Source organism: Roseovarius faecimaris (genome assembly GCF_009762325.1).
Taxonomy (GTDB): Bacteria; Pseudomonadota; Alphaproteobacteria; order Rhodobacterales; family Rhodobacteraceae; genus Roseovarius; species Roseovarius faecimaris.
This window is the reverse complement of sequence record NZ_CP034348.1, coordinates 1,933,466-1,957,544: the sequence shown is the minus strand read 5'-3', so window position 1 is coordinate 1,957,544 and position 24,079 is coordinate 1,933,466. Positions and strand designations below refer to the sequence as shown.

The 24,079-nt window shown below is 62.7% G+C and carries 24 protein-coding genes; 17 read left to right on the top strand and 7 right to left on the bottom strand.

What is annotated here, in order from left to right; all coding sequences use genetic code 11:
• The first annotated feature begins 117 nt into the window (after nt 1-117).
• The 3 genes from alaS to EI983_RS10060 are packed head-to-tail and all read left to right on the top strand — an operon-like array spanning nt 118 to nt 3,398.
• Nucleotides 118-2,781 carry an alanine--tRNA ligase gene (gene alaS, locus EI983_RS10070; protein ID WP_157707279.1) on the top strand — a complete coding sequence of 888 codons (2,664 nt, stop codon included), beginning with the start codon at nt 118-120 and terminating at the stop codon, nt 2,779-2,781.
• A gap of 31 nt (nt 2,782-2,812) precedes the next feature.
• Nucleotides 2,813-3,100: a DUF1330 domain-containing protein gene (locus EI983_RS10065; RefSeq protein ID WP_157707278.1), complete on the top strand. Its 288-nt coding sequence runs from the start codon at nt 2,813-2,815 to the stop codon at nt 3,098-3,100.
• A gap of 10 nt (nt 3,101-3,110) precedes the next feature.
• Nucleotides 3,111-3,398 carry a DUF1330 domain-containing protein gene (locus EI983_RS10060; RefSeq protein WP_157707277.1) on the top strand — a complete coding sequence of 96 codons (288 nt, stop codon included), beginning with the start codon at nt 3,111-3,113 and terminating at the stop codon, nt 3,396-3,398.
• 2 nt (nt 3,399-3,400) lie between these two features.
• On the opposite strand, the gene EI983_RS10055 is transcribed toward EI983_RS10060, so the two are convergent.
• The 4 genes from EI983_RS10055 to ssb all read right to left on the bottom strand — a co-directional run bounded on the left by EI983_RS10055 (nt 3,401) and on the right by ssb (nt 7,530).
• Entirely contained in the window at nt 3,401-4,069 is a 669-nt protein-coding gene (locus EI983_RS10055) for a hypothetical protein (protein WP_157707276.1), read from the bottom strand.
• A gap of 67 nt (nt 4,070-4,136) precedes the next feature.
• Nucleotides 4,137-5,957 carry a translational GTPase TypA gene (typA, locus tag EI983_RS10050; protein ID WP_157707275.1) on the bottom strand — a complete coding sequence of 607 codons (1,821 nt, stop codon included), beginning with the start codon at nt 5,955-5,957 and terminating at the stop codon, nt 4,137-4,139.
• A 72-nt stretch (nt 5,958-6,029) separates the two neighbouring features.
• On the bottom strand, nt 6,030-6,956 hold the full coding sequence (locus tag EI983_RS10045; RefSeq protein WP_157707274.1) for a GNAT family N-acetyltransferase: 927 nt from the start codon (nt 6,954-6,956) through the stop codon (nt 6,030-6,032).
• 82 nt (nt 6,957-7,038) lie between these two features.
• On the bottom strand, nt 7,039-7,530 hold the full coding sequence (gene ssb, locus EI983_RS10040) for a single-stranded DNA-binding protein (protein ID WP_157707273.1): 492 nt from the start codon (nt 7,528-7,530) through the stop codon (nt 7,039-7,041).
• A 188-nt stretch (nt 7,531-7,718) separates the two neighbouring features.
• Here ssb and EI983_RS10035 point away from each other — a divergent pair, with 188 nt between their 5' ends.
• Nucleotides 7,719-8,315 carry a lytic transglycosylase domain-containing protein gene (locus tag EI983_RS10035; RefSeq protein WP_157707272.1) on the top strand — a complete coding sequence of 199 codons (597 nt, stop codon included), beginning with the start codon at nt 7,719-7,721 and terminating at the stop codon, nt 8,313-8,315.
• Between the two features lie 8 nt (nt 8,316-8,323).
• Here the strand turns inward: EI983_RS10035 and EI983_RS10030 are convergent, their stop codons facing one another.
• The 3 genes from EI983_RS10030 to miaA form a co-directional block, all read right to left on the bottom strand.
• The gene (locus tag EI983_RS10030; protein ID WP_157707271.1) at nt 8,324-9,973 is read right to left on the bottom strand and encodes an ABC transporter substrate-binding protein; all 1,650 of its coding nucleotides are present in this window, start codon (nt 9,971-9,973) and stop codon (nt 8,324-8,326) included.
• A 100-nt stretch (nt 9,974-10,073) separates the two neighbouring features.
• Entirely contained in the window at nt 10,074-10,901 is an 828-nt protein-coding gene (locus EI983_RS10025) for a helix-turn-helix transcriptional regulator (protein ID WP_246162111.1), read from the bottom strand.
• 77 nt (nt 10,902-10,978) lie between these two features.
• A complete protein-coding gene (miaA, locus tag EI983_RS10020) occupies nt 10,979-11,860 on the bottom strand; it encodes a tRNA (adenosine(37)-N6)-dimethylallyltransferase MiaA (RefSeq protein ID WP_246162110.1) in 882 nt (293 codons plus the stop codon).
• A gap of 133 nt (nt 11,861-11,993) precedes the next feature.
• Between miaA and pyrH the strand changes: the two genes are divergently transcribed.
• The 13 genes from pyrH to lpxB all read left to right on the top strand — a co-directional run bounded on the left by pyrH (nt 11,994) and on the right by lpxB (nt 24,038).
• Complete coding sequence (pyrH, locus tag EI983_RS10015; RefSeq protein ID WP_157707268.1) at nt 11,994-12,719, top strand: UMP kinase; 726 nt, start codon at nt 11,994-11,996, stop codon at nt 12,717-12,719.
• A gap of 37 nt (nt 12,720-12,756) precedes the next feature.
• Nucleotides 12,757-13,320: a ribosome recycling factor gene (gene frr, locus EI983_RS10010; protein WP_157707267.1), complete on the top strand. Its 564-nt coding sequence runs from the start codon at nt 12,757-12,759 to the stop codon at nt 13,318-13,320.
• Complete coding sequence (gene uppS / locus EI983_RS10005) at nt 13,320-14,057, top strand: undecaprenyl pyrophosphate synthase (RefSeq protein ID WP_157707266.1); 738 nt, start codon at nt 13,320-13,322, stop codon at nt 14,055-14,057. Before frr ends, uppS begins: the two co-directional genes overlap by 1 nt.
• Nucleotides 14,054-14,857 carry a phosphatidate cytidylyltransferase gene (locus tag EI983_RS10000; protein WP_157707265.1) on the top strand — a complete coding sequence of 268 codons (804 nt, stop codon included), beginning with the start codon at nt 14,054-14,056 and terminating at the stop codon, nt 14,855-14,857. The genes uppS and EI983_RS10000 overlap by 4 nt, the downstream gene beginning before the upstream one ends.
• The gene (dxr, locus tag EI983_RS09995; RefSeq protein ID WP_157707264.1) at nt 14,854-16,026 is read left to right on the top strand and encodes a 1-deoxy-D-xylulose-5-phosphate reductoisomerase; all 1,173 of its coding nucleotides are present in this window, start codon (nt 14,854-14,856) and stop codon (nt 16,024-16,026) included. Before EI983_RS10000 ends, dxr begins: the two co-directional genes overlap by 4 nt.
• A gap of 9 nt (nt 16,027-16,035) precedes the next feature.
• Nucleotides 16,036-17,382: an RIP metalloprotease RseP gene (gene rseP / locus EI983_RS09990; RefSeq protein WP_157707263.1), complete on the top strand. Its 1,347-nt coding sequence runs from the start codon at nt 16,036-16,038 to the stop codon at nt 17,380-17,382.
• A gap of 112 nt (nt 17,383-17,494) precedes the next feature.
• Nucleotides 17,495-17,623 (top strand): hypothetical protein, encoded by a 129-nt coding sequence (locus tag EI983_RS19445; RefSeq protein ID WP_281356430.1) that lies wholly within the window; start codon nt 17,495-17,497, stop codon nt 17,621-17,623.
• A gap of 122 nt (nt 17,624-17,745) precedes the next feature.
• Nucleotides 17,746-20,112 carry an outer membrane protein assembly factor BamA gene (gene bamA, locus EI983_RS09985; protein WP_157707262.1) on the top strand — a complete coding sequence of 789 codons (2,367 nt, stop codon included), beginning with the start codon at nt 17,746-17,748 and terminating at the stop codon, nt 20,110-20,112.
• Nucleotides 20,112-20,738 carry an OmpH/Skp family outer membrane protein gene (locus EI983_RS09980; protein ID WP_157707261.1) on the top strand — a complete coding sequence of 209 codons (627 nt, stop codon included), beginning with the start codon at nt 20,112-20,114 and terminating at the stop codon, nt 20,736-20,738. Before bamA ends, EI983_RS09980 begins: the two co-directional genes overlap by 1 nt.
• 69 nt (nt 20,739-20,807) lie before the next feature.
• A complete protein-coding gene (gene fabZ / locus EI983_RS09975; protein WP_157707260.1) occupies nt 20,808-21,275 on the top strand; it encodes a 3-hydroxyacyl-ACP dehydratase FabZ in 468 nt (155 codons plus the stop codon).
• Nucleotides 21,276-21,278: 3 nt separating this feature from the next.
• Entirely contained in the window at nt 21,279-22,082 is an 804-nt protein-coding gene (gene lpxA / locus EI983_RS09970; protein WP_157707259.1) for an acyl-ACP--UDP-N-acetylglucosamine O-acyltransferase, read from the top strand.
• 1 nt (nt 22,083) lies between these two features.
• Nucleotides 22,084-22,887 (top strand): LpxI family protein, encoded by an 804-nt coding sequence (locus tag EI983_RS09965; protein ID WP_157707258.1) that lies wholly within the window; start codon nt 22,084-22,086, stop codon nt 22,885-22,887.
• Nucleotides 22,887-24,038, top strand: a complete 1,152-nt coding sequence (gene lpxB, locus EI983_RS09960; protein ID WP_157707257.1) for a lipid-A-disaccharide synthase — start codon at nt 22,887-22,889, stop codon at nt 24,036-24,038. Before EI983_RS09965 ends, lpxB begins: the two co-directional genes overlap by 1 nt.
• Nucleotides 24,039-24,079 lie beyond the last annotated feature (41 nt).

The following is a 24,079-nucleotide window of genomic DNA, read 5'->3' as shown; positions in this document are numbered from 1 at the left end:
AGCACTGTCTTCGGGCCGTTCCGTTTTTTCTGGGTTCTTCTAGCTGTGGACACTGGCGCGGGCGGGGGCTAAATCTGCGCTTCAACACGGCCCAACGCCCCGCGAAAGATGACGACCATGCCCACGCTGAACGAAATCCGCTCGACTTTTCTCAATTTCTTCGACCGCAATGACCATGAGGTCGTGGACAGCTCGCCGCTGGTGCCGCGCAATGACCCGACATTGATGTTCACCAATTCCGGCATGGTACAGTTCAAGAACCTGTTCACCGGGGTGGAACACCGCGATTATAAACGCGCCACGACGAGCCAGAAATGCGTGCGCGCAGGGGGCAAGCATAACGATCTCGACAATGTCGGCTATACCGCGCGGCATCATACCTTCTTTGAAATGCTGGGCAATTTCAGCTTCGGTGACTATTTCAAGGAGCAGGCCATTCCCTATGCCTGGGATCTGCTGACCAAGGATTTTGGCCTCGACAAGTCGAAACTGCTGGTCACCGTCTATCATAAGGATGACGAGGCCGCCGAAATCTGGAAGAAATATGCGGGCCTGCCGGATGACCGGATCATTCGCATCGCGACGGATGACAATTTCTGGTCGATGGGGGCAACCGGGCCCTGCGGCCCTTGCACCGAGATCTTCTATGACCACGGGCCGGACATCTGGGGCGGCCCTCCGGGCAGCGCCGAAGAGGATGGTGACCGGTTTATCGAGATCTGGAACCTCGTGTTTATGCAGAATGAGCGGTTCGAGGATGGCAGCATGATCGAGCTGGAGATGCAGTCCATCGACACCGGGATGGGGCTGGAACGGATCGGCGCGCTGCTGCAGGGCAAGCATGACAATTATGACACCGATCTGATGCGCAGTCTGATCGAAGCGAGCGCGCATGCCACCAACCAGGACCCGGACGGCCCCGGCAATGTGCATCACCGGGTGATAGCCGACCACCTGCGGTCGACCTCTTTCCTGATTGCCGACGGCGTTTTGCCGTCGAATGAGGGGCGCGGCTATGTGCTGCGCCGGATCATGCGTCGGGCCATGCGGCACGCGCATCTGCTGGGGGCCAAGGACCCGGTGATGCACCGTCTGGTTCCGGCCCTGGTGGCGCAGATGGGTCAGGCCTTTCCCGAGCTCGGACGGGCGCAGCCACTGATCGAGGAGACGCTGGAACTGGAGGAAACCCGGTTCAAGCAGACGCTCGATCGCGGGCTGAAGCTGCTGGATGAAGAGCTGCAGGATCTGCCCGAGGCAGAGGCCCTGCCCGGAGAGACAGCCTTCAAGCTTTACGATACTTACGGATTTCCGCTGGATCTGACGCAGGATGCCTTGCGCGAAAAGGGCCGTGAGGTGGATGTCGCGGGCTTCGATGCGGCGATGGCCGAACAGAAGGCCAAGGCGCGTGCCGCCTGGGCGGGCTCGGGCGAGGCGGCGGATTCGACCCTTTGGTTCGAGTTGGCCGACACCCACGGGACGACCGATTTTCTGGGCTATGACACGGAGAAGGCCGAGGGTCAGATCGTGGCGCTCGTACGCGAGGGTGCCGCCGTTGCATCGGCCACGGCCGGGGAGACGGTGCAGATCGTTCTTAACCAGACGCCGTTTTACGCCGAATCCGGTGGTCAGGTGGGCGATACCGGGCAGTTGCGGACCCAGAGCGGCACCGCCCGGATCACCGATACGAAGAAACTGGCCGGCGTCTTCGTGCATTTCGCCGAAGTGACCGAGGGCGAGATCAGCCCAGGCAGCGCGGCGGAGCTTGAGGTGGATCATGCGCGCCGCTCGGCGATCCGCGCCAATCACTCGGCCACGCACCTGCTGCACGAGGCGCTGCGCAACGCCCTGGGTGACCATGTGGCGCAGCGCGGCTCGCTCAATGCAGAAGACCGGCTGCGGTTTGACTTCAGTCACGCCAAGGCGCTCTCGCCGGACGAACTGAGCCGGGTCGAGAGCGAGGTAAACACCTATATCCGCCAGAATGCGCCGGTGGAGACGCGGATCATGACGCCGGACGACGCCCGCGCTTTGGGCGCGCAGGCGCTTTTCGGTGAGAAATACGGCGATGAGGTGCGCGTTGTCTCGATGGGCCGCGAAGAGGGGTCGGGCAAGGGCGGCGATGGCGCGACTTATTCGATCGAACTGTGCGGCGGCACCCATGTGCGTCAGACCGGCGATATCGGTCTGTTTGTGACCCTGGGCGACAGCGCGTCGAGCGCGGGGGTGCGCCGGATCGAGGCGTTGACCGGTGCAGCGGCCTTTGACTATCTCAGCCAGCAGGACCACCGGCTGGCCGAGACCGCGCTTGCGCTCAAAGCGCAGCCCGCCGATGTGCCCGAACGCGTGCGCAGCCTTCTGGAAGAGAGAAAAGCGCTTAGCAATGAGGTGGCGCAATTGCGCCGTGACCTCGCAATGGCGGGGGGAGCCGGGCAAAGCGATGCGGCCGCGCCGCGCGACATCGGCGGTATCGCGTTCATCGCACAGGTGCTGAACGGTGTGTCGGGCAAGGACCTTCCGCCGCTGATTGACGAGCATAAGGCGAAACTTGGCTCGGGCGCGGTTCTGCTGATCGCCGATACCGGAGGCAAGGCGGCTGTGGCGGCCGGGGTCACGAAAGACTTGACCGAACGTGTTTCGGCTGTTGATCTGGTCAGAGCCGCTGTGGCGGAGCTCGGCGGCAAGGGCGGCGGCGGGCGCCCCGACATGGCGCAGGGAGGCGGTGCGGATGCCGCGAATGCCGACAGCGCGATCAAGGCGGCGGAGCAGGTGCTCGGGGGCTAGGCTCGCTGTCAGGACCTGAAAGGGGGACAGGATGAGCGCCTATTTGATTGCCCGGATCAATGTGACCGACCCGGAGGATTATCAGATCTATGCCAGCCAGACCGTGGCACTCGCGGAAAAGGCTGGAGGGCGGTTTCTGGTGAAGGGGGGCGCACAGACGCAGGTCGAAGGGCTGTGCCCGGACCGGCATGTGATCATCGAATTTCCGAACCGGCAGATGGCGATAGACTGGTACAACTCCCCGGCGTATCAACGCATTCTGCCGATTGCGCTATCGAGTAGCGAACGTGATATCGTCATCGTCGATGGTATGGACTGAGGAGAAGAATATGCCTGCGCTGTGGATTGCCCATGTGACCGTGACTGACGAGGAAGCCTATGGCAAATATGCCAAGCTGGCCGGGCCCGCGATTGAAAAGCACGGTGGCTATTTCATCGCCCGGGCCGCGCGCTATGTGCAGTTGGAAGGCAAGGACCGTCCGCGCAATGTGGTCGCCAAGTTCCCGTCGCTTGAAGCCGCCGAGGCCTGCTATCACAGCCCGGAATATCAGGAGGCGCTCAGCCATGCGCGTGGAGCGGCCGAGCGCGAACTGATGGTGGTGGAAACCACCGAGTAAGGTCAGAAATGCGGGTTGTCGATGATGATGTGGCCCGCCATGATCCCCGAAAGATAGGTACAGGCATCGGGCCGTTGGTTCAGATGGATCCAGGTCTTGCGCAGAAACAGGTCCGGCGACAAGGCATAGATGAAGGGGTTGAGGGCATCCCTCGGAACATGGGCCTGCATGTCGAGTGTCGCCTCAAAGGCTTTGAGATCTCCCTCCGGCAAGGACATGACCTGTAAGGCATGTGCCAGATATTCGCTCGTGGCCTGACAACTGGGATAGGGGCAGGACACCGTGTCATAGGCCGCATGGGCGAGCTCATGGGTCACAATGCTTCGGAAATAGTCCGCTTCGGAGACATGGGACAAGGGCGCGCCGGGTTGGCGATGCATCGACATGGAGGCAGGCGTGCGCAGAACGATCGCATCGTTGCCGCAATGATACTCTCCCATGCAGCCTGGCGGCAGGGTCTGGGTCAGACGGATGTCAATCGAACGCTCAAGCACAATGCCGCAGCGCTGCAGAACGTCACGCGCGCGGTTTGCGTCCGTGCACACCTGTTGCGTCAGCGCGGGGGTAGGGGCGTCGACGGTGAAGCTGCCTTCGGTGCAGGGAACCGGCTCTGCCGCCTCGACCAGCCGGGCAAGGACAAGACCGAGCAGCAAAGTGGCACGACGCGGCATTATGGCAATTCTCCCTGACATCTTCCGCAAGCTTAGTCAGGCAGATCGCACAGAGCGTTGATCTATATCAGGCCGATTTCGACTGGCGCTTTCGCTCATGCGGGTCGAGATAGCGCTTGCGCAGCCGGATCGCGTTGGGGGTGACCTCCACGAGCTCGTCATCGTCGATATAGGCAATGGCCTGTTCAAGGCTCATGATCACGGGCGGGGTGAGGCGCACGGCCTCGTCCGAACCCGAGGCGCGCACATTGGTCAGCTTCTTGCCTTTGAGCGGGTTCACTTCCAGGTCGTTTTCGCGGCTGTGTTCGCCGATGATCATGCCGGTATAGACTTTTTCCTGCGGGCTGATGAACATCTTGCCGCGTTCTTCGAGGTTCCACAGCGCATAGGCGACGGCATCGCCGTTCTCCATCGATATCAGAACCCCAGCACGGCGGCCCGGAATGGGCCCCTTATGCGGGGCCCAGCCGTGAAACACCCGGTTCAGCACTCCTGTGCCGCGCGTGTCGGTCAGGAATTCACCGTGATAGCCGATCAGCCCGCGCGAGGGGACATGGGCGATGATCCGCGTCTTGCCTGCTCCGGCCGGGCGCATCTCGGCCAGCTCGCCCTTGCGGGGGCCGGTGATTTTCTCGATCACGGCACCGGAATAGTCGTCATCGACGTCGATGGTCACTTCCTCGATCGGCTCAAGCTTGCCGCCATCCTCCGCATCGCGCAACAGCACCTGCGGGCGGGAGATGCTGAGCTCGAACCCTTCGCGGCGCATGTTCTCGATCAGCACGCCCATCTGCAATTCGCCACGGCCGGCCACTTCGAAGGCTTCGCCGCCGGGCGTATCCGTCACGCGGATCGCGACATTCGATTCGGCTTCCTTCAGCAGACGGTCGCGGATCACGCGGGATTGGACCTTCTTGCCGTCGCGGCCCGCAAGGGGGCTGTCATTGATGCCAAAGGTGACGGTGATGGTGGGCGGGTCAATCGGCTGCGCTTCAAGGGGTTCTTCGACCGCAAGCGCACAGATCGTATCGGCGACGGTGGCCTTGGACATGCCTGCGAGGCTGACGATGTCGCCAGCCATGGCGATGTCGATATCCTGCGTGCTGAGCCCGCGAAATGCCTGGATGCGAGTGACGCGGAAGCTCTCGATTTTCTGTCCGATGCGGCTGAGCGCCTGCACCGTGGCGCCCACCTTGAGACGCCCGGATTCGACCCGGCCGGTGAGCAGGCGGCCGACAAACGGATCGGAGCCGAGCGTGGTGGCCAGCATGCGGAAATCCTCGTCAGCTCGTTTGAGCTGCCTCGGGGCGGGAACGTGGTTGACGATGAGGTCGAACAGCGCGCTCAGGTCGCGGCGGGGGCCGTCAAGATCGTGATCGGCCCAGCCGGAACGTCCCGAAGCATACATATGCGGGAAATCGAGCTGATCCTCGCTGGCATCTAGATTGGCGAACAAATCAAAGCATTCGTCCAGGGCCCGGTCCGGCTCGGCATCGGGTTTGTCGACCTTGTTGAGCACCACGATCGGGCGCAGCCCCAGCGCCAAAGCCTTGGAGGTGACGAACTTGGTCTGCGGCATGGGCCCTTCGGCGGCATCCACAAGCAGAACAACACCATCGACCATGCTCAGGATCCGCTCAACCTCGCCGCCGAAATCGGCGTGGCCGGGCGTGTCCACGATATTGATCCGCGTGCCTTTCCATTCCACCGAGGTGGGCTTGGCGAAAATCGTGATGCCGCGCTCGCGTTCCAGGTCGTTGCTGTCCATGGCGCGTTCGTCCACGGCCTGGTTTTCGCGAAAGGCGCCGGATTGCTTGAGCAACTCGTCGACAAGCGTGGTTTTCCCATGGTCGACATGGGCGATGATCGCGATATTCCGCAGGTCCATTCGGGCATTCCTTGGCTGTTCGCCTGCGCCCTATACGGGCCTTGCCGAAAAGGCCAGAGGCAAAGCGGCGGTTTACGCGGCTTTGTGCCTCAATGACGGCAGGGACAGGCGTGGCAGGGCAAGGCAGGTTGCCCCGCCGGTCCGTATCTCGGCCCCGGTGCCGAGCTTGAACCGGGTGAGGCCGGGCGCGTTTTTGTGGTCGATCAGACCAAGATCGAGGGCGCAATAGCCGGACGCGGAGAGCCAGTTTGCAGCCTCCCACAGCAGCAGGTTATGCGCGGACAGGGCGCGGCCGGTCTCATTGGACCAGCCGATGTGATAGGTTGCCGTCGGTGCATGGGTCAGCACCAGAATGAACGCGGCGAGGCCGCCAGGCTCATACGCTTCGAACACCTGTGCCGTATCGGGGTTGGAGGTGGCCCAGGCATGGGTAAAACGCGCAGGCAGGGCACGATAGCCCTTGATGCGGCGTTGCGCCTCTTCGAGGGTCAGCAATTTCTGGTCGCGGTCCGGGCAAAAGGGACGGGCCCTGATTTTCAACTTCGCCGATTGCGCATGGCGCAGCCGGTTTCGCCATTTGCCATGCTGCCGGGCGAGGCGGGTGGCGGCGTCAGGCTGAAGGTCAAGCCAGGCATGGCTCTGCGGCAGGGACAGGGCGCGAAAGCCGATCCCTTTCATGATGTGCTGGTCAGCGGCATCTTGTGCAGCGACAAGCTGCAGATGCGACGGGCAAAGCACGCGGCGCAGATGGTGCAGCACCGCGACGCGCTGTTCGGACGACACTGTGTCGGACCAGACCGGGCCGTGGGGAACCCAGGCCACCCGAAAAGGCCCGAAGCGGCGGCGCACGGCCAGGATATGCGCCGCAGGATCCGGGTCACGTGCCGTGACGCGCAGGACATCGAGCCCAAGCATGCGGAGCGTGTTGGCATAGAACGGGTGCTGCTGCAAAGCAGGCCGACCGGGCAGGGGCGTAGTGTCAGACTGGATAAACCGCATGGGTCGGACTGTGCGGTAAAGCTTCTAAAAGATGGTTAACGCGCTCTAAAGAAAAACCGCCCCGAAGGGCGGTTTGGTAGGATCAGAACGGAATTTCGTCATCCATGTCGCGCGAGGGCGAACTTTGCGGGCTGCCTCCGCCGCCATCATATTGGTCGTAGCCGCCCCCGGACTGGCCGCCACCATATCCACCGCCGCCACCTCCGCCGCCGCCGGCCCCGTCGCGGCCGTCGAGAAAGGTCAGCTCCCCCGCATAGGGGCGCAGCACGACCTCAGTGGTATAGCGGTCCTGGCCGGACTGATCCTGCCATTTACGGGTCTCCAGCTTACCCTCGATGTAGACCTTGGAGCCTTTGCGCAGATATTGCTCGGCAAGGCGCGCAAGGTTTTCGTTGAAGATGGCCACCGAATGCCATTCGGTCCGCTCGCGCCGCTCACCGGTGTTGCGGTCTTTCCAGGTCTCGGAGGTGGCAATCCGCAGGTTGCACACTTTTCCGCCGTTCTGAAAGGTGCGCACCTCGGGGTCACGCCCCAGATTGCCAATCAGAATGACCTTGTTCACGGATCCGGCCATCTTGCCCTCCTGCTGATTCACCATTGTCGTGCCTTTCCTACACCACCGCAGCATGGTTAATAAGGCCCTAAATTTTGAGCTCAGACCGCAGGAAGCCGCGAGAACGCGCCGATCTTGTGGTTCGTTCTGGAATTATGTCTGGATATGGCTATATTCGCGGAAACTGGGATTGGGGGCAGGTGCCGGTCATGAAAGCTGTTTTGGTTGGATTGTTGTCATTTGGGCTGCTCATGCCCGTGACGGCCTCGGCAGATATCTTTTCAACGAAAAGCCGCAACCAGCTCTTTAAATCGCAGACAAAGGTGCTCGATAGCCGCGCGAGCCAGCAATACAAAAGCTCGGTGCGCCTTCAGCCCAAAAAGATCAACACGCCGACAAAATGGGGCGATAGCGGTTCGGTTCAGGCCTATACGGGCAAGTATCGCGGCCAGTATGTCCAGATGGCGCGGGACGCGGCGCGGCGCTATGGCGTGCCAGAGGATCTTTTCCTGAGATTGGTGCAGCAAGAGAGCGGTTTCAAACCGACCGCGCGCTCTCACAAGGGGGCGATCGGCCTCGCTCAGCTGATGCCCGCCACCGCGAGGGTGCTGAGGGTCAATGCGCATGACCCGTATGAGAACCTTGACGGAGGCGCGCGTTATCTTGCGGAGCAATACCGCACCTTCGGCTCGTGGCGCCTGGCACTTGCGGCGTATAATGCGGGCCCCGGCGCGGTGATCAAATATGGCGGCGTGCCGCCGTTCAAGGAAACCCGGAACTACGTGAAGGTGATCTGGGGGAGCTGAGCGGACAGCTAGGCGACAAAAGCGATTTTGTGCAGGTGGATCTCATGCGACGGATGTTTTTCCGCGTCGATCAACGTGCCGTTGTGATGGTTGTAGAGAGAGCGCCAATACGGCTGGATAATCACGCCGTCCTGGCGCAGCAGCGCTTCGATCTTGGCCATGACCACGCGCCGCGCTTGCGCATCGGCAAGCGCCATGGCCTCGTCAAGCAGGGCATCGAATTCGGGGTTGGCATAGCCGGTTTCGTTCCAGACCGCATTTGAGCGATAGGCCAGCGCCAGCACCTGCACGGCAAGCGGGCGGTGATTCCATTGCGTGGCCGAGAAGGGATAGCCCTGCCAGTTCTGCCAGAAGGTGCCGCCGGGCAGGATCGTCCGGTGGACGCGTAGCCCCGCATCGCGCAGTTGGGCGGCGACGGCATCGCCGGTATTGCGCTGCCATTCGTCGTCTATGGTGATGAGCTCATGCTCGAAATCCATCAGACCTGCGGCTTCAAGGTCGCTCTTGGCCTGGCCGGGGTCATAGGTGGCGGGGCCGATATTGGCATAGGCCGGATGGATCGGGCTGACGTGGTGATTTTCAGCGATGGTTCCACGCCCGGCATAGCCGAGCTCAAGGCAGATTTCATTATCCACCAGAAGGGCCAGGGCCCGGCGGACAGCGGCATCGGCGTAGGGTTTTATCCCGTCCACTTCAACGGTCTGGTTGGCGCGGATGACCATGGTTGCCGCGGTTTCGGCCTCGGACCGGATCCAGTTGAGCCCGTCCATGACGTCAATGAAATCGCCCACGGTTTCATAGAGCAGGTCCACCTCACCGCCCTCGGCCGCCGCTACCCAGGAGGACGGGTCAGTGCCGTAGTCGATGAATTCGACCCGGTCCAGATAGGGGCCGCCGAACACTTCGCTGCCCCACCAGGTATGGTCCGTGTTTCGCTCAAGGATGCACTTGCCGCCGACCGACATTTCAACCGGGCGGAACGGCCCGGTGCCGATGCCGTGCTCAAACGGATCGCCGCCGTTATAGCTGGGGTGCACAATCGCCGCCGGATAGTCGGAAAGGTTGGCGATCAGGGTGATATCGGGTTTCGACAGGGTGAGCACCAGCTGATGCTCGCCGGTCACGTCTACGGCGCCGTCGCGGAGTTTCCCCGATGCGGGATCGACAAGCGCCTCCATGCGGCTCGCCATGGAGTTGCCCGGCGCGTCGCGATCGCACCAGCGGGTGATGTTGAAAAGCACATCCTCGGCCGTGAAGGCATCGCCATTGTTCCAGCGCACGCCGGAGCGCAGGTTGAGCGTGTAGACGGTGGCATCCTCATTCACACTCCAACTTTCCAGCAAGCGCCCTTCGAAGCTTCCATCCCTCTGATATTCGACGAGATATTCAAGGAAGCCACGGGTCAGGTTGCCAAGTTCGCTCCAGTCATAGCTGCGTGGATCCTTGAGCGCCTTGACGTTCATCTGGATGCGCAATGTACCGCCCTGAGCGCGCTCGGCGCGGACGGGACCGGCAAGTCCGGTCAGTGCCCCGGCTGTGACGCCCATCGCCGTGGCCCGGCTGAGAAACTCGCGTCGCGTCAGCAGACCCTCGGCATAGTCCCGCCGGGCGGCATCGGCGATCGGGTGGCTCGGGCAGGCAAACGGGCGCTGGGACATGGTGGCTCTCGGTGAAATTGTCCTGAATGTTGCCCTGTTTGATATAGGCATCGGGGCCAAACAACCAGACCCTCCCGTTGATTTCTGTGCCCCGGCCGGTTCAATTCATCGGCATGGCGGGGCGCGGCTGGCTCTGTGCGAACTTGCGCAGGGCTGACGGGCTGGCTCCGGTGTGATGCTGCACAAAACGCGAGAAATAGGCGGCGGAGTTAAACCCAAGCTCGGCCGCGATATGGGTGATCGGCCGGTCGCCCAGTTCCAGCGCGCTGCGTGCGGCGTGCAGCGAGCGTTGCAACAGCATGTCCGCGGCGGTCATCCCGGCGGTCTGGCGGCAGACACGGGTCAGATGTGTGGGCGTCACGCCAAGCGCCTTGGCATAGTCCGACATCGGCTGGCCTTTGGTGTGGTCCCGCTCAACCAGTGCCGCAAAAGCCCGCACCAGCCGCAACGCGGCGCTGGGTTTCGCCTCGGGCTTGCCATGCTGGATGATCGCCCGGCGCAGCCACACGGTAAGCAATTCGCCAAAGGCAAACACCGCTTCGTCGGCAAAGGGGCGCTCCATGCTCTGTTCGCGTTGCAGCGCTTCGAGAAGACCGCTCAGCTCGGCCTGGTGGCGCACGTCCTGAATGCTGATCAGCGTGGGCTCATCGGGCATCAGCAACCGCCCGCCCGCGGGGATCAGGCAGACCTGCCCAAAGCTTTGCCGCGGTAGCTCAATCGAAAACATCGTGCCGGCGGGCAGGGCGAGCATGTTATGGGCGCCAATGCCGCGTCGCTGTCCCTCGATGATGGCGCGGGTCTGGCCGCGTGTCTGCCAGATCAGCGCATGTTGGGCGCAGCTATGTTGCAGCTCCAGTTGCCAGGGGCGGCCCCCAGCCCATTGGGTGATGGTCTGAACATGCGGATACTGTGTTTTGTCGTTGGGCACGGCGGTGACCTGAATCTCGGGATTTCGACAGCATTGCCTCGTAAATCCAGAAAATGCCAGAAAAAATATCGGGTTTTCTAAAGTTCGGCCGCCGGGATATGCCGCCAGGAGCGCATTCTTGCCCGAAACCATGTGCGTTGTCGCTTGGCATATTGCCGGGTGGCGATCGTGGCCGCGTCACGCGCAGCGTCGAGGGTGATCTCGCCGCGCAGATGCGCCATGAGTTCCGGTGCGCCGATGGCTTTGGAGGACGGGCGGGCAGGGTCCCAGGTGGCGAGGTTGGCGCGCACCTCGTCCAGCGCGCCCTGGGCGATCATCTGATCGAATCGACGCGCGATGCGGTCATTCAACCAGTCTTTGTCCGCGTCCAGAACGAGGGGCACACAGGCGTCAAGCGGCAGGATCGGCGGGGGGGTGTCGTCCTGCCAGGCCGCGAGGCTGCGCCCGGTCGCGCGCCAGACCTCCCAGGCGCGCTGTACGCGCATCGGGTTTTGCGTGTCGATCCGTGCGCGTGTGGTGGCGTCGAGATCATCCAACATTCGCGCCACGCCGCCTGTCTCACGCAATGCATCGGCCTCGGCGCGGATCTCGGCCGGGGTCGCCGGGATATCGGCAAGCCCCTCGGTCAGCGCGCTGAAATAAAGGCCGGTGCCGCCGACGATGATCAGCCGCCGGGGGCCTGCAATCAAGGCGTTCAACTCGCGCAGCCAATGGCCGACCGAATAATCCTGATCATGGGCCACATGCCCGAACAGGCGGTGCGGCGCCCGCGCGACCTCTTCGTCGGATGGCCGTGCCGTCAGAATGCGCCAATTGGCATAGACCTGAATTGCGTCGGCATTCACGATCACGCCGCCCTGCGCCTCTGCCAGCGCCAGCGCCAGCGCCGATTTGCCCGAGGCGGTTGGCCCGGCAATCAGCACGGGGGCGTCTGCTGCTATGTCCAAAAGCTCTTTCACCCGGTTGCCATAGGCAAAATCCGCGCGAATGACGAGGCGGTTTCGTGCATTTTCGCCGCCGGGCCGGACTCTGTGATTGAACCTCCCCGCCATTTACGACATTTTGCGCGCAAACCAGACGGAGAGCGGCCCGATGAGCGATACCCCCAAGACCACTTTCAACCGGGTTCTGCTGAAAATCTCTGGCGAGGCCCTGATGGGCGACCAGGGGTTTGGCCTGCATCCGCCCACGGTCGAGCGCATCGCTCGGGAAGTGAAGTCGGTGCATGACATGGGGGTTGAGATCTGCATGGTCATCGGCGGCGGAAATATCTTTCGCGGCTTGCAGGGCAGCGCGCAGGGGATGGAACGGACCACTGCGGACTATATGGGCATGCTCGCCACGGTCATGAACGCGCTTGCGATGCAATCGGCGCTGGAAGGGATCGGTGTCTTTTGCCGCGTCATTTCGGCCATTCGCATGGATGAGGTGGCCGAGCCCTATATCCGCCGCCGCGCGGTGCGCCATCTGGAGAAAAAGCGGGTCTGCATCTTTGCCGCGGGCACGGGCAACCCGTATTTCACCACCGACACGGCCGCCACGCTGCGGGCCTCGGAAATGGCCTGTGAGGCGATTTTCAAGGGCACCAAGGTGGATGGTATCTATGACAAGGACCCGGTGCAGCATGCCGATGCGAAGCGCTATGACCGGGTGTCCTATGACGATGTGCTGGCCAAGCGGCTGAAGGTGATGGATGCCTCGGCGATCGCGCTGGCCCGCGACAACAACCTGCCGATCATCGTGTTTTCGCTCGATGAGCCGGGCGGGTTCCGCAGCATCCTCGATGGCAGCGGCACCTATACAACGGTGCATGCCTGAGGCTAGATTGGCGTGAAGCCAAAGAAGGAACACGAAAATGGCTGATGATTTCATGCTCGACACCGACGATCTTGAGCGCCGGATGGACGGGGCCATGGCGGCGCTGAAAACCGAATTCGCGAGTCTTCGTACCGGCCGCGCTTCGGCCTCGATGCTGGAACCGGTGATGGTGGATGCCTATGGCTCGCCCACCCCGATCAACCAGGTGGGCACCGTCAACGTGCCCGAGCCGCGCATGGTCACGATCAATGTCTGGGACAAGAGCCTCGTGGGCAAGGTCGAGAAGGCGATCCGCGAAAGCGGGCTGGGCATCAATCCGCAACTCAACGGCACGATCATCATGCTGCCGATCCCCGAGCTCAACGAAGAGCGTCGGCGCGAACTGACCAAGGTGGCCGGGCAATATGCCGAAAGTGCGCGGGTGGCGATCCGCAACGTGCGCCGCGACGGGATGGACCAGATCAAGAAGGCCAAGGCGGACGGTATGTCCGAGGATGATCAGAAATTCTGGGAAGACGAGGTGCAGCAGATCACCGACCGCCATATCGGACTGGTGGACGAGGCGCTGGAGCATAAGCAAGCCGAGATCATGCAGGTCTGATGGCCAAGGACGCCGATAAGCCCGTCCCGAAGCGGCAGGGGCCGCGCCATGTGGCAATCATCATGGATGGTAATGGCCGTTGGGCGCAGAGCCGGGGGCGTCCGCGCCTCTTTGGGCACCATGCCGGTGCGCGCCGTGTCCGCGAGATTGTCAGCTCCTGCCCCAAGCTGGGTGTCGAATATCTGACGATCTTTGCGTTTTCGACCGAAAACTGGAAACGCACCCAGACCGAAGTCGCGGGTCTGATGAGCCTGTTTCACCGCTATATCCTGAAAGAGATGCGTGAATTCGTGCGCGAGGATGTCTGTGTGCGCTTCATCGGTGACCGGTTCCGGCTTGACCCGAAACTGCGGGCGCTGATGGATGAGACCGAAGAGATGACGCGCCATTGCTCGGGCACCAACCTGACGATTGCCATCAATTACGGCGGCCGCGACGAGGTGAGCCGCGCCACCAAGCGGTTGGCTCAGGACGTGGCCGCAGGCAAGCTTGACCCTGAAAAAGTGGATGAAGAAACGCTTCCAAGGTATTTGGATACTTACGTTTTGCCCGATCCTGACCTTGTGATCCGCACCAGTGGTGAGGCGCGGATTTCCAACTTTCTGCTGTGGCAATCGGCTTATTCCGAATATGAATTCATCGACACGCTCTGGCCCGATTTCAGCGCCGAGCTGTTCACCGAGATCCTCAAAGGCTATGGCGCGCGGGATCGCCGTTTCGGAGCCGTCTCTGCATGAGCGCGGCCTCGAAATGGGCTGACCTTGCGCCGCGCATCGGGTCGGCGGCTGCGCTGGTGCTTCTGTGCGGGGTCGAGGTGTATCTGGGCGGGCTGCCCTTCAGTATTCTGGTCTGGGTTGCCTGCGGGCTGATGACCTGGGAGCTGGCGCGTATGTTTGGCGCGCGCTCTCCCGTCGCTCTTGGTCTGCTCAGTGCCGCGGTCCTGATGCTGGCCGAGAAACTGCCGCTGCTGTTGAACAGCAATGTCGCGCTCTTGCCGCTGATCCTGGCCGCCGTGATCGTCGGTATGGGGCAGGTGGCGCGGGACCGCTGGCTTTACGGTGTGTTCGCGGCGTGGATTCTGGCGGCAAGCTATGCGTTTCTCGTGCTGCGTCACCTGGCCGGGCTGGAATGGTTCATCTGGCTTGTGGCGATTGTCGTGGTCTCGGACATCGCCGGGTATTTCGCCGGGCGTCTGCTAGGCGGCCCGAAATTCTGGCCCAAGGTGAGCCCCAAGAAAACCTGGTCGGGCACCGTCGCGGGCTGGGTGGGGGCCGCGATCATCGGCGTGATCTTCGCCAAAACAACCGGGGCCGGTGAGCCGCTGAGTTTCTATATCCTGCTCTCCATCGTTGCCGCATTTGCCGGGCAGATGGGCGATATCGTCGAAAGCGCCGTGAAGCGGCGGGTGGGGGTGAAGGACAGCTCCAACCTCATTCCAGGTCATGGCGGGCTGCTTGACCGGTTCGATGCGATGCTGGGCGCGTCTGCCGTCGTCTTTGTGCTCTGGCTCTTTTCCGCGTTACCGGGGGCGGCATGAAACGGGTGACGATCCTCGGAGCAACCGGCTCGGTCGGGCAGAATACGCTCGATCTCATTCGCCGTGCGCCGGAGCGTTACAAGGTTGTGGCGCTGACCGGCGGGCGCAATATCGCGCAGCTTGCGGCGGATGCGCTGGAATTCGGGGCAGAGCTTGCGGTAACCGCGCATGACGAGTTGCTGGAGGATCTGCGCGCGGCCCTCAAGGGCTCGGATGTGGAGGTGGCGGCCGGGGCGGGGGCGCTGGTCGAGGCGGCGGAACGGCCCGCGCATTGGGTGATGTCCGCGATTGTCGGCGTTGCCGGGCTGCCGCCCAGCTTCGCGGCGCTGGGGCAGGGCACGACACTGGCGCTGGCGAACAAGGAATCGCTGGTCACGGCGGGGCAGCTTCTCAAGAACACCGCGCGGCAGGCCCGCGCCACGATCCTACCGGTGGACAGCGAGCATTCGGCGCTGTTTCAGGCGCTGGTCGGCGAAGATGCCGCCGCGGTCGACCGCGTGATCATCACGGCGTCGGGCGGGGCCTTCCGCGATTGGCCGCTGGAGGATTTGGCCAAGGCCACCCTGGCCGAAGCCAGCGCGCACCCGAACTGGGACATGGGCCAGCGGATCACCATCGACTCCGCCTCGATGTTCAACAAGGCGATGGAGGTGATCGAGGCGCGGGAGTTTTTCGGCTTCACCCCCGAGCAGATCGAGGTGCTGGTACATCCCGAAAGCATCGTCCACGCGATGGTCGGTTTTTGCGATGGCGGCTTCATGGCCCATGTCGGGCCGCCAGATATGCGCCACCCGATCGGCTATGCGCTCAACTGGCCGCAGCGCGATGCGCTGCCGCTGGAGCGGCTCGACCTTGCGGCGCTCGGACAGCTCACCTTTCGCGAGCCCGACCCCGCGCGCTATCCGGCGTTGCGGCTGGCGCGCGAGGTGATGGCGCGGCGCGGACTTTCGGGCGCTGTGTTCAATGCCGCCAAGGAAAGATGCCTCGATCATTTCATCTCGGGGGCCATCGGTTTCACCCATATGGCCGAGGTGATCGAAGAGGTTCTGACCCGCGTTTCAGCCGACAATAGCCTGATTGATGCCGAGATTACCCTTGATCACGTGCTGCATGTGGACCATCTAAGCAGACAATGCGCCGATGAGGTGGTGCGAGAACGCAACGGGTAGGAACATCACGTGGACGCCATCGGCCTTCTGCCGCAATTCGGAAGCCTTTTCATGACCATCGCCGCCTTTATCGTGGCGCTGTCCGTGATTGTGGCGGTCCATGAATACGGCCATTACATCGTCGGACGGTGGACGGGGATCAAGGCAGATGTCTTTTCGTTGGGGTTTGGGCCGGTGCTTTTCTCACGTGTGGACAGGCATGGCACGAAGTGGCAATTCGCGCTGCTGCCCTTTGGCGGTTATGTGAAATTCAAGGGCGACAGCAACGCCGCCAGCGCCAATACCGAAGATACGACGCTTGAGATGAGCCCCGAGGAACGGCGTCAGACCATGCTGGGCGCGCCGCTCTGGGCACGCACGCTGACGGTCGCGGCGGGGCCGGTTTTCAACTTTATCCTTTCGGTGATCGTGTTCGGCACCGTCATGTTCGCCGATGGCAAGACCGCCGAGCCGCTGGTGGTCGAGGCCCTCAAGCCTCTGCCGGTGCAGGGCGTGGAGCTGCAACCCGGCGATCAGATCATCACGGTGGCGGGGGTGGACCTGCCGCCGTTCGATGACCGCGAGGCATTCGAGGCCTTTTCCGACAGCCTGCCGCCCGCGCCACTGCTGGAGTACCGGGTGGTGCGTGACGGGGACGAGATGATGCTTCAGGGCCCGCATCCCTGGCCGCCGATCGCCTCGCAACTGGCCCCGCGTTCGGCGGCCTACGCGGTGGATATGCGCCCCGGCGACGTGATCACCGCCATTGATGGCGCGCCGATCTACGCCTTTTCCGAACTCAAGGAGATTGTCGAAAGTTCGAAAGGCCGGGTACTGGAAATGCAGGTCTGGCGCGACGGCGAGGTGCTGGATTTCGCGCTCAAGCCGAAACGCTCGGACGAGCCGCAGGAGGATGGCGGCTTTGTCACGCATTGGCGGATCGGTATCGCCGGGGGCTTTGCCTTCGAGGCGGCAACAGAACCGCTTGGCCCGTTCGAGGCCCTTTCAGGCGGCGTGACGCAAACGATCAGCGTGGTGACGGGTTCGCTCTCGGGGCTTTATCACATGATCACCGGCGCGATCAGCAGCTGCAACATGTCTGGCCCCATCGGCATTGCCCAGGTCTCGGGCGCGATGGCCAGTCAGGGCATCGACAGCTTTATCTGGTTCATTGCCGTATTGTCCGCCGCCGTGGGCCTTCTGAACCTCATGCCGATCCCGATCCTGGATGGCGGGCACCTGGTGTTTTACGGCTATGAGGCCGTGTTCGGTAAACCACCCTCGGAAAAGGCGCTGCGTGTCCTGATGACGGTGGGGCTTACACTGGTGCTGAGCCTGATGGTCTTTGCGGTGACGAACGATCTCTTCTGTCCCTGAGCCTGGCCTCGCGCCTCAAATGCCGCGATAATGCCACAATTCGTCCTCTAGTTTTGCCATAATCGAAGGCGATTTTGGTCGTCGTGCAACTGGAGAAACAGACGTTAACGACATGCAACAGATCATGAGCGGATATCGCGGGCTGAGCCTGCTGTTCAACCTCAACTGGGACCGGCTTCTTTATCTGGTCACCATCGGGGTGGCCTTGCTTCTGGGTGCCTTTGTCGGCTCCACGTTCTGAGCGCGCTCCGCTTTTCCAGCGGCGTGCTGCCTCAATAATCCACAGCTTTCACTGGCGTTTTGACAAGCCTCGGCAGACCCGTTACTGACATCTCTAATGGGATGTCTGACTGGGTTTAGAGCATGTTTTCACCGATACTGAGACGCAGATTTCAGAACACCGGGACAGAGGCGAGCAGTAGCCTGATCCACGGCTGGTTTTTGGCAATCTTTACAATCCTTTGTCTGAGCATTCCAACGGATGCTTCTGCTCAGACATATCGTTTCACCTCGGTTCAGATCGAAGGTAATCAGCGGGTAGAGGCGGGAACCATCCTCACCTATGCCGGAATCGCCCGGGGCGAGACGGTCAGCGCAGGCGATGTAAATGACGCCTATCAGCGTATTCTGGGCAGCGGATTATTTGAAACTGTGTCAGTTGAACCACAGGGCAGCCGCCTTGTGATCCGGGTCACGGAGTATCCCACCATCAACAAGGTGGCGTTTGAAGGAAACAAACGGCTCAAGGATGAGGACCTCGCTGGCTTTATCGAAAGCACGTCACGCCAGGTTTTCAGCCCGACCAAGGCTGAACGCGACGCAGCTGTGATCGTCGAAGCTTATGAACAGAACGGACGGGTAAACGCCCGGGTCACGCCGCGCATCATCCGCCGCAGCGATAACCGTGTGGATCTGGTGTTCGAGATTTTCGAGGGCCGCCTGACCGAGGTGAACCGGATCGGCTTTGTCGGCAACCGCGACTATTCCGACCGCCGTCTGCGCAGGGTGATCGACAGCAAACAGGCCGGTCTTTTGCGCGCGCTGATCGGGCGCGACACGTTTGTGGAGGACCGGGTCGAGTTCGACAAACAGCTTCTGACGGATTTCTATCAGTCGCGCGGCTATATCGATTTCCGCGTCACCGGCACCAATGCCGAACTGGCGCGCGAGCGTGACGCCTATTTCGTGACGTTCAATATCCAGGAAGGCCAGCAGTTCCGCTTTGGCGAGATCTCCACGGTGTCCGATTATGAAGGCGCCGATGCGGACGACTATCAGGCCGTGCTCAAGATCAAGCCGGGCGTGGTGTATTCGCCGACCCTGGTGGAAAACTCGATCGCGCGGATGGAGCGTCTTGCGGTGTCGCAGGGGCTCGATTTCATGCGGGTCGAACCGCGGATCACCCGCAATGACCGCGACCTGACTCTTGATGTCGAGTTTGTGCTGACCCGTGGACCGCGTGTTTTTGTGGAACGGATCGACATCGAAGGCAACACCACCACACTTGACCGGGTGATCCGCCGCCAGTTCGACACGGTTGAGGGTGACCCCTTCAATCCGCGCGCCATCCGCGAATCCGCGGAACGCATCCGCGCGCTCAACTATTTCTCCAACTCCTCTGTCGATGCGCGTGAAGGCTCGCGGCCTGACCAGGTGGTGATCGATGTGGATGTGGAAGAAACCACAACCGGTACGCTCTCTTTCGGGGTCAGCTATTCGACCAATGGCGGTGTCGGTCTGAACGCGGGCTTCTCAGAGCGCAATTTCCTTGGCCGGGGCCAGACCCTGTCGGCCAATGTCAGCGCGTCGTCGGATAACGCGCAATATTCGCTGGCCTTCTCGGAGCCGGCTTTTCTGGGCCGCGATGTGGAGTTTGGATTTATCTCCTCCCTGACCGAGACCCAGGGCGAAACCAACGAGCCGTTCGACACTATTCTCGGCGCGTTCCGCCCGAGCCTGACCTTCCCGGTCAGCGAGAACGGGCGGCTGGCACTCTACTACCACGCCAGCTATGGCGAGATGGATGACTATTTCGGCCAGTTCCGCGATGACCCGACCACGGTGCCGATCGAACCCAATGGTATCCTTGCCACCGAAGCGACGCAGGGCGGGCTCTTCTCCAGCGGCCTCGGCTATAACTATACCTATGACACGCGCCGGACCGGGCTTGATCCCAACTCGGGCGTCCTGCTTTCCTTCGGTCAGGAGTTTGCCGGGCTGGGTGGCGACCGCGAATATGTCAAGTCGACCGCGCGGATCATTGGTCAGACCCGTGTTCTGAACGAGGAAGTGACCCTTCGAGCCACGCTCGAAGGGGGCGCGCTGAATTTCTTCAACGGCCAGGAAAGCCGCGCCATCGAACGCTTTAACGACCAGATCATTCGCGGGTTTGAACCCAACGGCATGGGGCCGGTCGAAGGCACCGAACATCTGGGCGGGGATTTCTTCGCGGCGCTCAAATTCGAAGCGGAATTCCCGCTGGGCCTGCCCGAGGAATACGGGATTTCCGGCGGTGCTTTCTATGATATCGGCGCAATCTGGGGGGTGGACACGACCAATGCGGTTGGTCCCGTGGCCTCGACCGGGTTCAAGGACCGGCATGTTGTGGGCGTCTCACTGTTCTGGGAATCGCCCTTCGGTCCGCTGCGGATGAACTTCAGCCAGGCGCTGAAGAAAGAGCCGGGCGATATCGAGCAGACCTTTGACCTGACGGTCAGATCGGAATTCTGATGCGCCTGGCGGCCTTCGGCTGTTGGGTTCTTCTGCTCTCACTCGGGCTGGGGCTTGCCCCGCAGGTCCGGGCGCAGGAGGTTGGCGTGGTCCAGAGCGATATCCTCATGCTCGACCCGGACCGTTTGTTCATGGAAACCCTGTTCGGTCAGCGCCTGAACGAGGATTATCTTGCACAGCGCGAACAGCTTATCGCCCGAAACCGACAGCTCGAGGCAGAGCTGGAGGCCGAGGAACAGGCGCTCACCGATCTGCGGGCCCAGAAGACGCCGGAGGAATTTCGCGAGCTGGCCGATGCGTTTGACGCCAAGGTGCAGCAGATCAGGGCCGACAGCGACCGTGCGGTGCGCGATCTGGAACTGAGCCGGGAGCGCGCGCCGGTGATTTTCATGCGCGCTGTCGAGCCGGTGCTGGTGGAGTTGATGCGCGATGCGGGCGGGACGGTGGTGCTCGATCTGCGGTCGGTTTTGCTGCGTGATGACACGATCGACATCACCGACATTGCCATCTCACGGATCGACCAGCGCATAGGCGACGGGCCGCCGCGCAGGCAGGCCCCCGAGACCCCCACACCCGAGCCCACACCTGAGACCGCGCCCGAGACGTCCGAAGAGCCGCAGCAGTAGCTTGCCCGCGCGCGGCCTTGTTGGTAACAGGGCGACACCACGCCGATCATTCCCAGGGAAGGACACGCCATGACCGAGCCGCGCACCTCAGCAGATATTCATCTGATCCAGCGGCTTATCCCGCATCGCTACCCGTTTCTTCTGGTGGACAAGGTGGTGGATATCGACGGCTACACCTCGGCCACCGGCATCAAGAACGTGACCATGAACGAGCCGCATTTCCAGGGCCATTTCCCCGGAAAGCCGATCATGCCGGGCGTGACCATTGTCGAGGCCATGGCTCAGACCGCCGCCGTCATGGTGGGCACCGCGCTGCACATGGAAGACAAGAACATGCTGGTCTATTTCATGTCGATCGATAAATGCAAATTCCGCCGGATGGTTATCCCCGGCGATGTGCTTGAAATGCGCGTGTCCACGCTGCGCGGCAAGCCCGGCGGCAAGGTCTGGCGCTTTGGCGGTGTGGCCACCGTCGAAGGCGAGATGGCCACCGAGGTGGAGTTCACCGCGATGATGGACCTGGGCGAGAAGGGCTAAATCATGTCCGCGAGTGCTGACACGATGATCCACCCCAGCGCCGTGATCGAGCCCGGCGCGCAGCTTGGCACCGGTGTGCGCATTGGTCCGTTTTGCCATGTGGGCGGCGATGTGACCCTGGCCGACGGGGTGGAGCTCAAAAGCCACGTTGTTGTCACCGGCGTCACCTCGATTGGCGAGGGCACCGTGATCTATCCCTTTGCCTGCATCGGTGAGATTCCGCAGGATCTGAAATTCAAGGGAGAGGTGACGCGGCTGGAGATTGGCGCGCGCAACCGTATCCGCGAGCATGTGACCATGAACACCGGTACCGAAGGCGGTGGCGGCGTGACACGGGTAGGCGATGATGGGCTCTTCATGGCCGGGTGTCACGTCGCGCATGACGCACAGGTGGGCAACCGCGTGATCATCGTCAACAATGCGGCGCTGGCGGGCCATTGCCTGATCGAGGACGACGTGATCATCGGCGGGCTGTCGGGGGTGCACCAATGGGTGCGCATCGGGCAGGGGGCCATCATTGGCGCCGTGACCATGGTCACCAATGACGTGATCCCCTATGGCCTTGTGCAGGCTCCTCGGGGCGAGCTTGACGGGCTCAACCTCGTGGGGCTCAAGCGCCGGGGTGTGGCACGTTCCGATATCACGGCCCTGCGCGCCGCGTTCCAGATGCTGGCGCAGGGCGAAGGCGCATTCCAGGACCGCGCACGCCGCCTGGGCGAAGAAACAGACAGCGATTATGTCCGCCAGATCGTCGATTTTGTCACCGGTGCCAGCGACCGCTCTTTCCTGACCCCGGAGAAGAGCTGACATGTCTGGCCGACTGGCGATCCTGGCCTGTGGCGGGGCATTGCCCGTCCGCCTGGCCGAGGCTTGCCCGGATGCGCTCTGTTATGCGCTCCAGGGGGTGCCGCATGAACTGGGCAATCGGGCAGAAGAGCATCAGGTCGAAAAGCTGGGCGGCCTCTTTGCGGCGATGAAAGCGGCGGGTGTGGACCGCATGGTGATGGCCGGGGCGCTGACACGCCCGGCGCTTGATCCCACGGCGCTTGACCCGCAGACGATGCAGCTTGTCCCGCGGATCATGGCAGCGATGCAGGGCGGCGATGACGGCCTGTTGCGCGTGGTGATCGAGGTGTTCGAGGAGCAGGGCTTTGCCGTTCTCGGCGCGCATGAGCTCTTGCCTGACCTGACCGCCTCGGAAGAGTTGCAGATCGGCGCGCCCGACCCGCAGGACCTCAAGGATGCCGCCCGCGCCTGGGATATCCTGAGCGCGCTGTCGCCGCTGGATGTCGGGCAGGGCTGTGTCGTCGCCGCCGGGCAGGTGCTGGGCATTGAGACGATTCAGGGCACCGATGCCTTGCTACGCTTTGTCTCGGAAACACCCGAGGCTTTGCGGCTCGGGGCTGGCGGCGTCTATGTGAAAGCCGCCAAGCGCGGACAGGACCTGCGGGTGGATATGCCCGCGATCGGTCCGACCACCATCGACGGGGTCGCAAGCGCCGGGTTGGCCGGGCTGGTCATTGAGGCCGGGCGCGTGATGATCCTTGAGCGCGAGGCGACGCTGAAAGCGGTGGAAGACGCCGGGCTTTTCCTGACCGCAAGGGCACTTTGATGCGGGTGTTTCTGGTCGCCGGGGAGCCCTCGGGCGACAAGCTGGGGGCGGCGCTCATGGCGGGCCTCAAGGGGCTGACAGATGCGGAGTTTTCAGGGGTCGGCGGCCCGCTGATGCAGGCCGAGGGCATGGAGAGCCTCTTTCCCATGGATGAGCTGAGCGTGATGGGCATCGCCGAGGTGCTGCCCAAATACCGCCACCTGCGCCGCCGCTTGCATCAGACCGCGCGGGCGGTTCTGGCGGCGCGCCCGGATGTGCTCATCACCATAGACAGCCCCGATTTCTGCCTGCGCGTGGCCCGACTTGTGAAGGCCCAAAGCGCCATTCGCACGGTGCATTACGTGGCTCCGTCGGTCTGGGCCTGGCGCGCCGGGCGCGCGCGCAAGATGGCGCGGCATATCGATCATGTGCTGGCACTCCTGCCGTTCGAGCCGCCTTATATGCAAGCCGAAGGAATGGCCTGCGATTTCGTCGGCCACCCCGTCGTGGCCGAGCCGGTGCCAAGTGCCGCAGAGATCGCCGCGTTTCGCGAGGGGCATGGGATTGGCGAGGGGCGTATCCTGTTGGTGCTGCCCGGCTCGCGCCGCTCCGAAGTAAGCCGACTGGCCCCGCGCTTTGGTGAGGCATTGCGCCCTGTACTGGCGGCGCATCCCGACCTCACGCTGGTCACGCCCACCACCGCTGCCGCGGCCCCGGTGCTGCGCGAGATCGTCCAGCACTGGCCGCGCCAGCCTCTGATCCTGTCGCCCGAAGATACGGACAGTGCCGCGCATGCCGCCGAAAAACGTGCGGCCTTTTATGCGGCCGATTATGCGCTGGCGGCCTCCGGCACGGTCTCGCTGGAACTGGCCGCGGCGGATACGCCCATGGTGATCGCCTATGACGCTAACTGGCTCACGCGCCGGATCGTCAAGGCGCTTTTGAAGGTTGATACGGCAACCCTCGTCAACCTCGTCTCCGAGACGCGAGCCGTCCCCGAGTTCTTTGGCGATGCCTGCACGCCGGAGCGCATTGCCGAGGGGGTGCTGGGCATGATGCAGGACCATGCCGCTCAGGACGACGCCATGCGCCTTACGATGAAGCGGCTGGGCCGGGGCGGCGAAGACCCCGGGCTGCGCGCCGCCCGCGCCGTTCTTGCCGGATTGCGCTGACCGGGGCCGAGGCCGCCTGTCAGGGCGGAAGAGGGCCCTTG

Excerpts from the sequence above, each read along its gene's own strand:
- alaS (WP_157707279.1), top strand. The coding sequence starts at position 118 with ATGCCCACGCTGAACGAAATCCGCTCGACTTTTCTCAATTTCTTCGAC.
- EI983_RS10065 (WP_157707278.1), top strand. The coding sequence starts at position 2,813 with ATGAGCGCCTATTTGATTGCCCGGATCAATGTGACCGACCCGGAGGAT.
- EI983_RS10060 (WP_157707277.1), top strand. The coding sequence starts at position 3,111 with ATGCCTGCGCTGTGGATTGCCCATGTGACCGTGACTGACGAGGAAGCC.
- EI983_RS10055 (WP_157707276.1), bottom strand. The coding sequence starts at position 4,069 with ATGCCGCGTCGTGCCACTTTGCTGCTCGGTCTTGTCCTTGCCCGGCTG.
- typA (WP_157707275.1), bottom strand. The coding sequence starts at position 5,957 with ATGGACCTGCGGAATATCGCGATCATCGCCCATGTCGACCATGGGAAA.
- EI983_RS10045 (WP_157707274.1), bottom strand. The coding sequence starts at position 6,956 with ATGCGGTTTATCCAGTCTGACACTACGCCCCTGCCCGGTCGGCCTGCT.
- ssb (WP_157707273.1), bottom strand. The coding sequence starts at position 7,530 with ATGGCCGGATCCGTGAACAAGGTCATTCTGATTGGCAATCTGGGGCGT.
- EI983_RS10035 (WP_157707272.1), top strand. The coding sequence starts at position 7,719 with ATGAAAGCTGTTTTGGTTGGATTGTTGTCATTTGGGCTGCTCATGCCC.
- EI983_RS10030 (WP_157707271.1), bottom strand. The coding sequence starts at position 9,973 with ATGTCCCAGCGCCCGTTTGCCTGCCCGAGCCACCCGATCGCCGATGCC.
- pyrH (WP_157707268.1), top strand. The coding sequence starts at position 11,994 with ATGAGCGATACCCCCAAGACCACTTTCAACCGGGTTCTGCTGAAAATC.
- frr (WP_157707267.1), top strand. The coding sequence starts at position 12,757 with ATGGCTGATGATTTCATGCTCGACACCGACGATCTTGAGCGCCGGATG.
- uppS (WP_157707266.1), top strand. The coding sequence starts at position 13,320 with ATGGCCAAGGACGCCGATAAGCCCGTCCCGAAGCGGCAGGGGCCGCGC.
- EI983_RS10000 (WP_157707265.1), top strand. The coding sequence starts at position 14,054 with ATGAGCGCGGCCTCGAAATGGGCTGACCTTGCGCCGCGCATCGGGTCG.
- dxr (WP_157707264.1), top strand. The coding sequence starts at position 14,854 with ATGAAACGGGTGACGATCCTCGGAGCAACCGGCTCGGTCGGGCAGAAT.
- EI983_RS19445 (WP_281356430.1), top strand. The coding sequence starts at position 17,495 with ATGCAACAGATCATGAGCGGATATCGCGGGCTGAGCCTGCTGTTCAAC.
- bamA (WP_157707262.1), top strand. The coding sequence starts at position 17,746 with ATGTTTTCACCGATACTGAGACGCAGATTTCAGAACACCGGGACAGAG.
- EI983_RS09980 (WP_157707261.1), top strand. The coding sequence starts at position 20,112 with ATGCGCCTGGCGGCCTTCGGCTGTTGGGTTCTTCTGCTCTCACTCGGG.
- fabZ (WP_157707260.1), top strand. The coding sequence starts at position 20,808 with ATGACCGAGCCGCGCACCTCAGCAGATATTCATCTGATCCAGCGGCTT.
- lpxA (WP_157707259.1), top strand. The coding sequence starts at position 21,279 with ATGTCCGCGAGTGCTGACACGATGATCCACCCCAGCGCCGTGATCGAG.
- EI983_RS09965 (WP_157707258.1), top strand. The coding sequence starts at position 22,084 with ATGTCTGGCCGACTGGCGATCCTGGCCTGTGGCGGGGCATTGCCCGTC.
- lpxB (WP_157707257.1), top strand. The coding sequence starts at position 22,887 with ATGCGGGTGTTTCTGGTCGCCGGGGAGCCCTCGGGCGACAAGCTGGGG.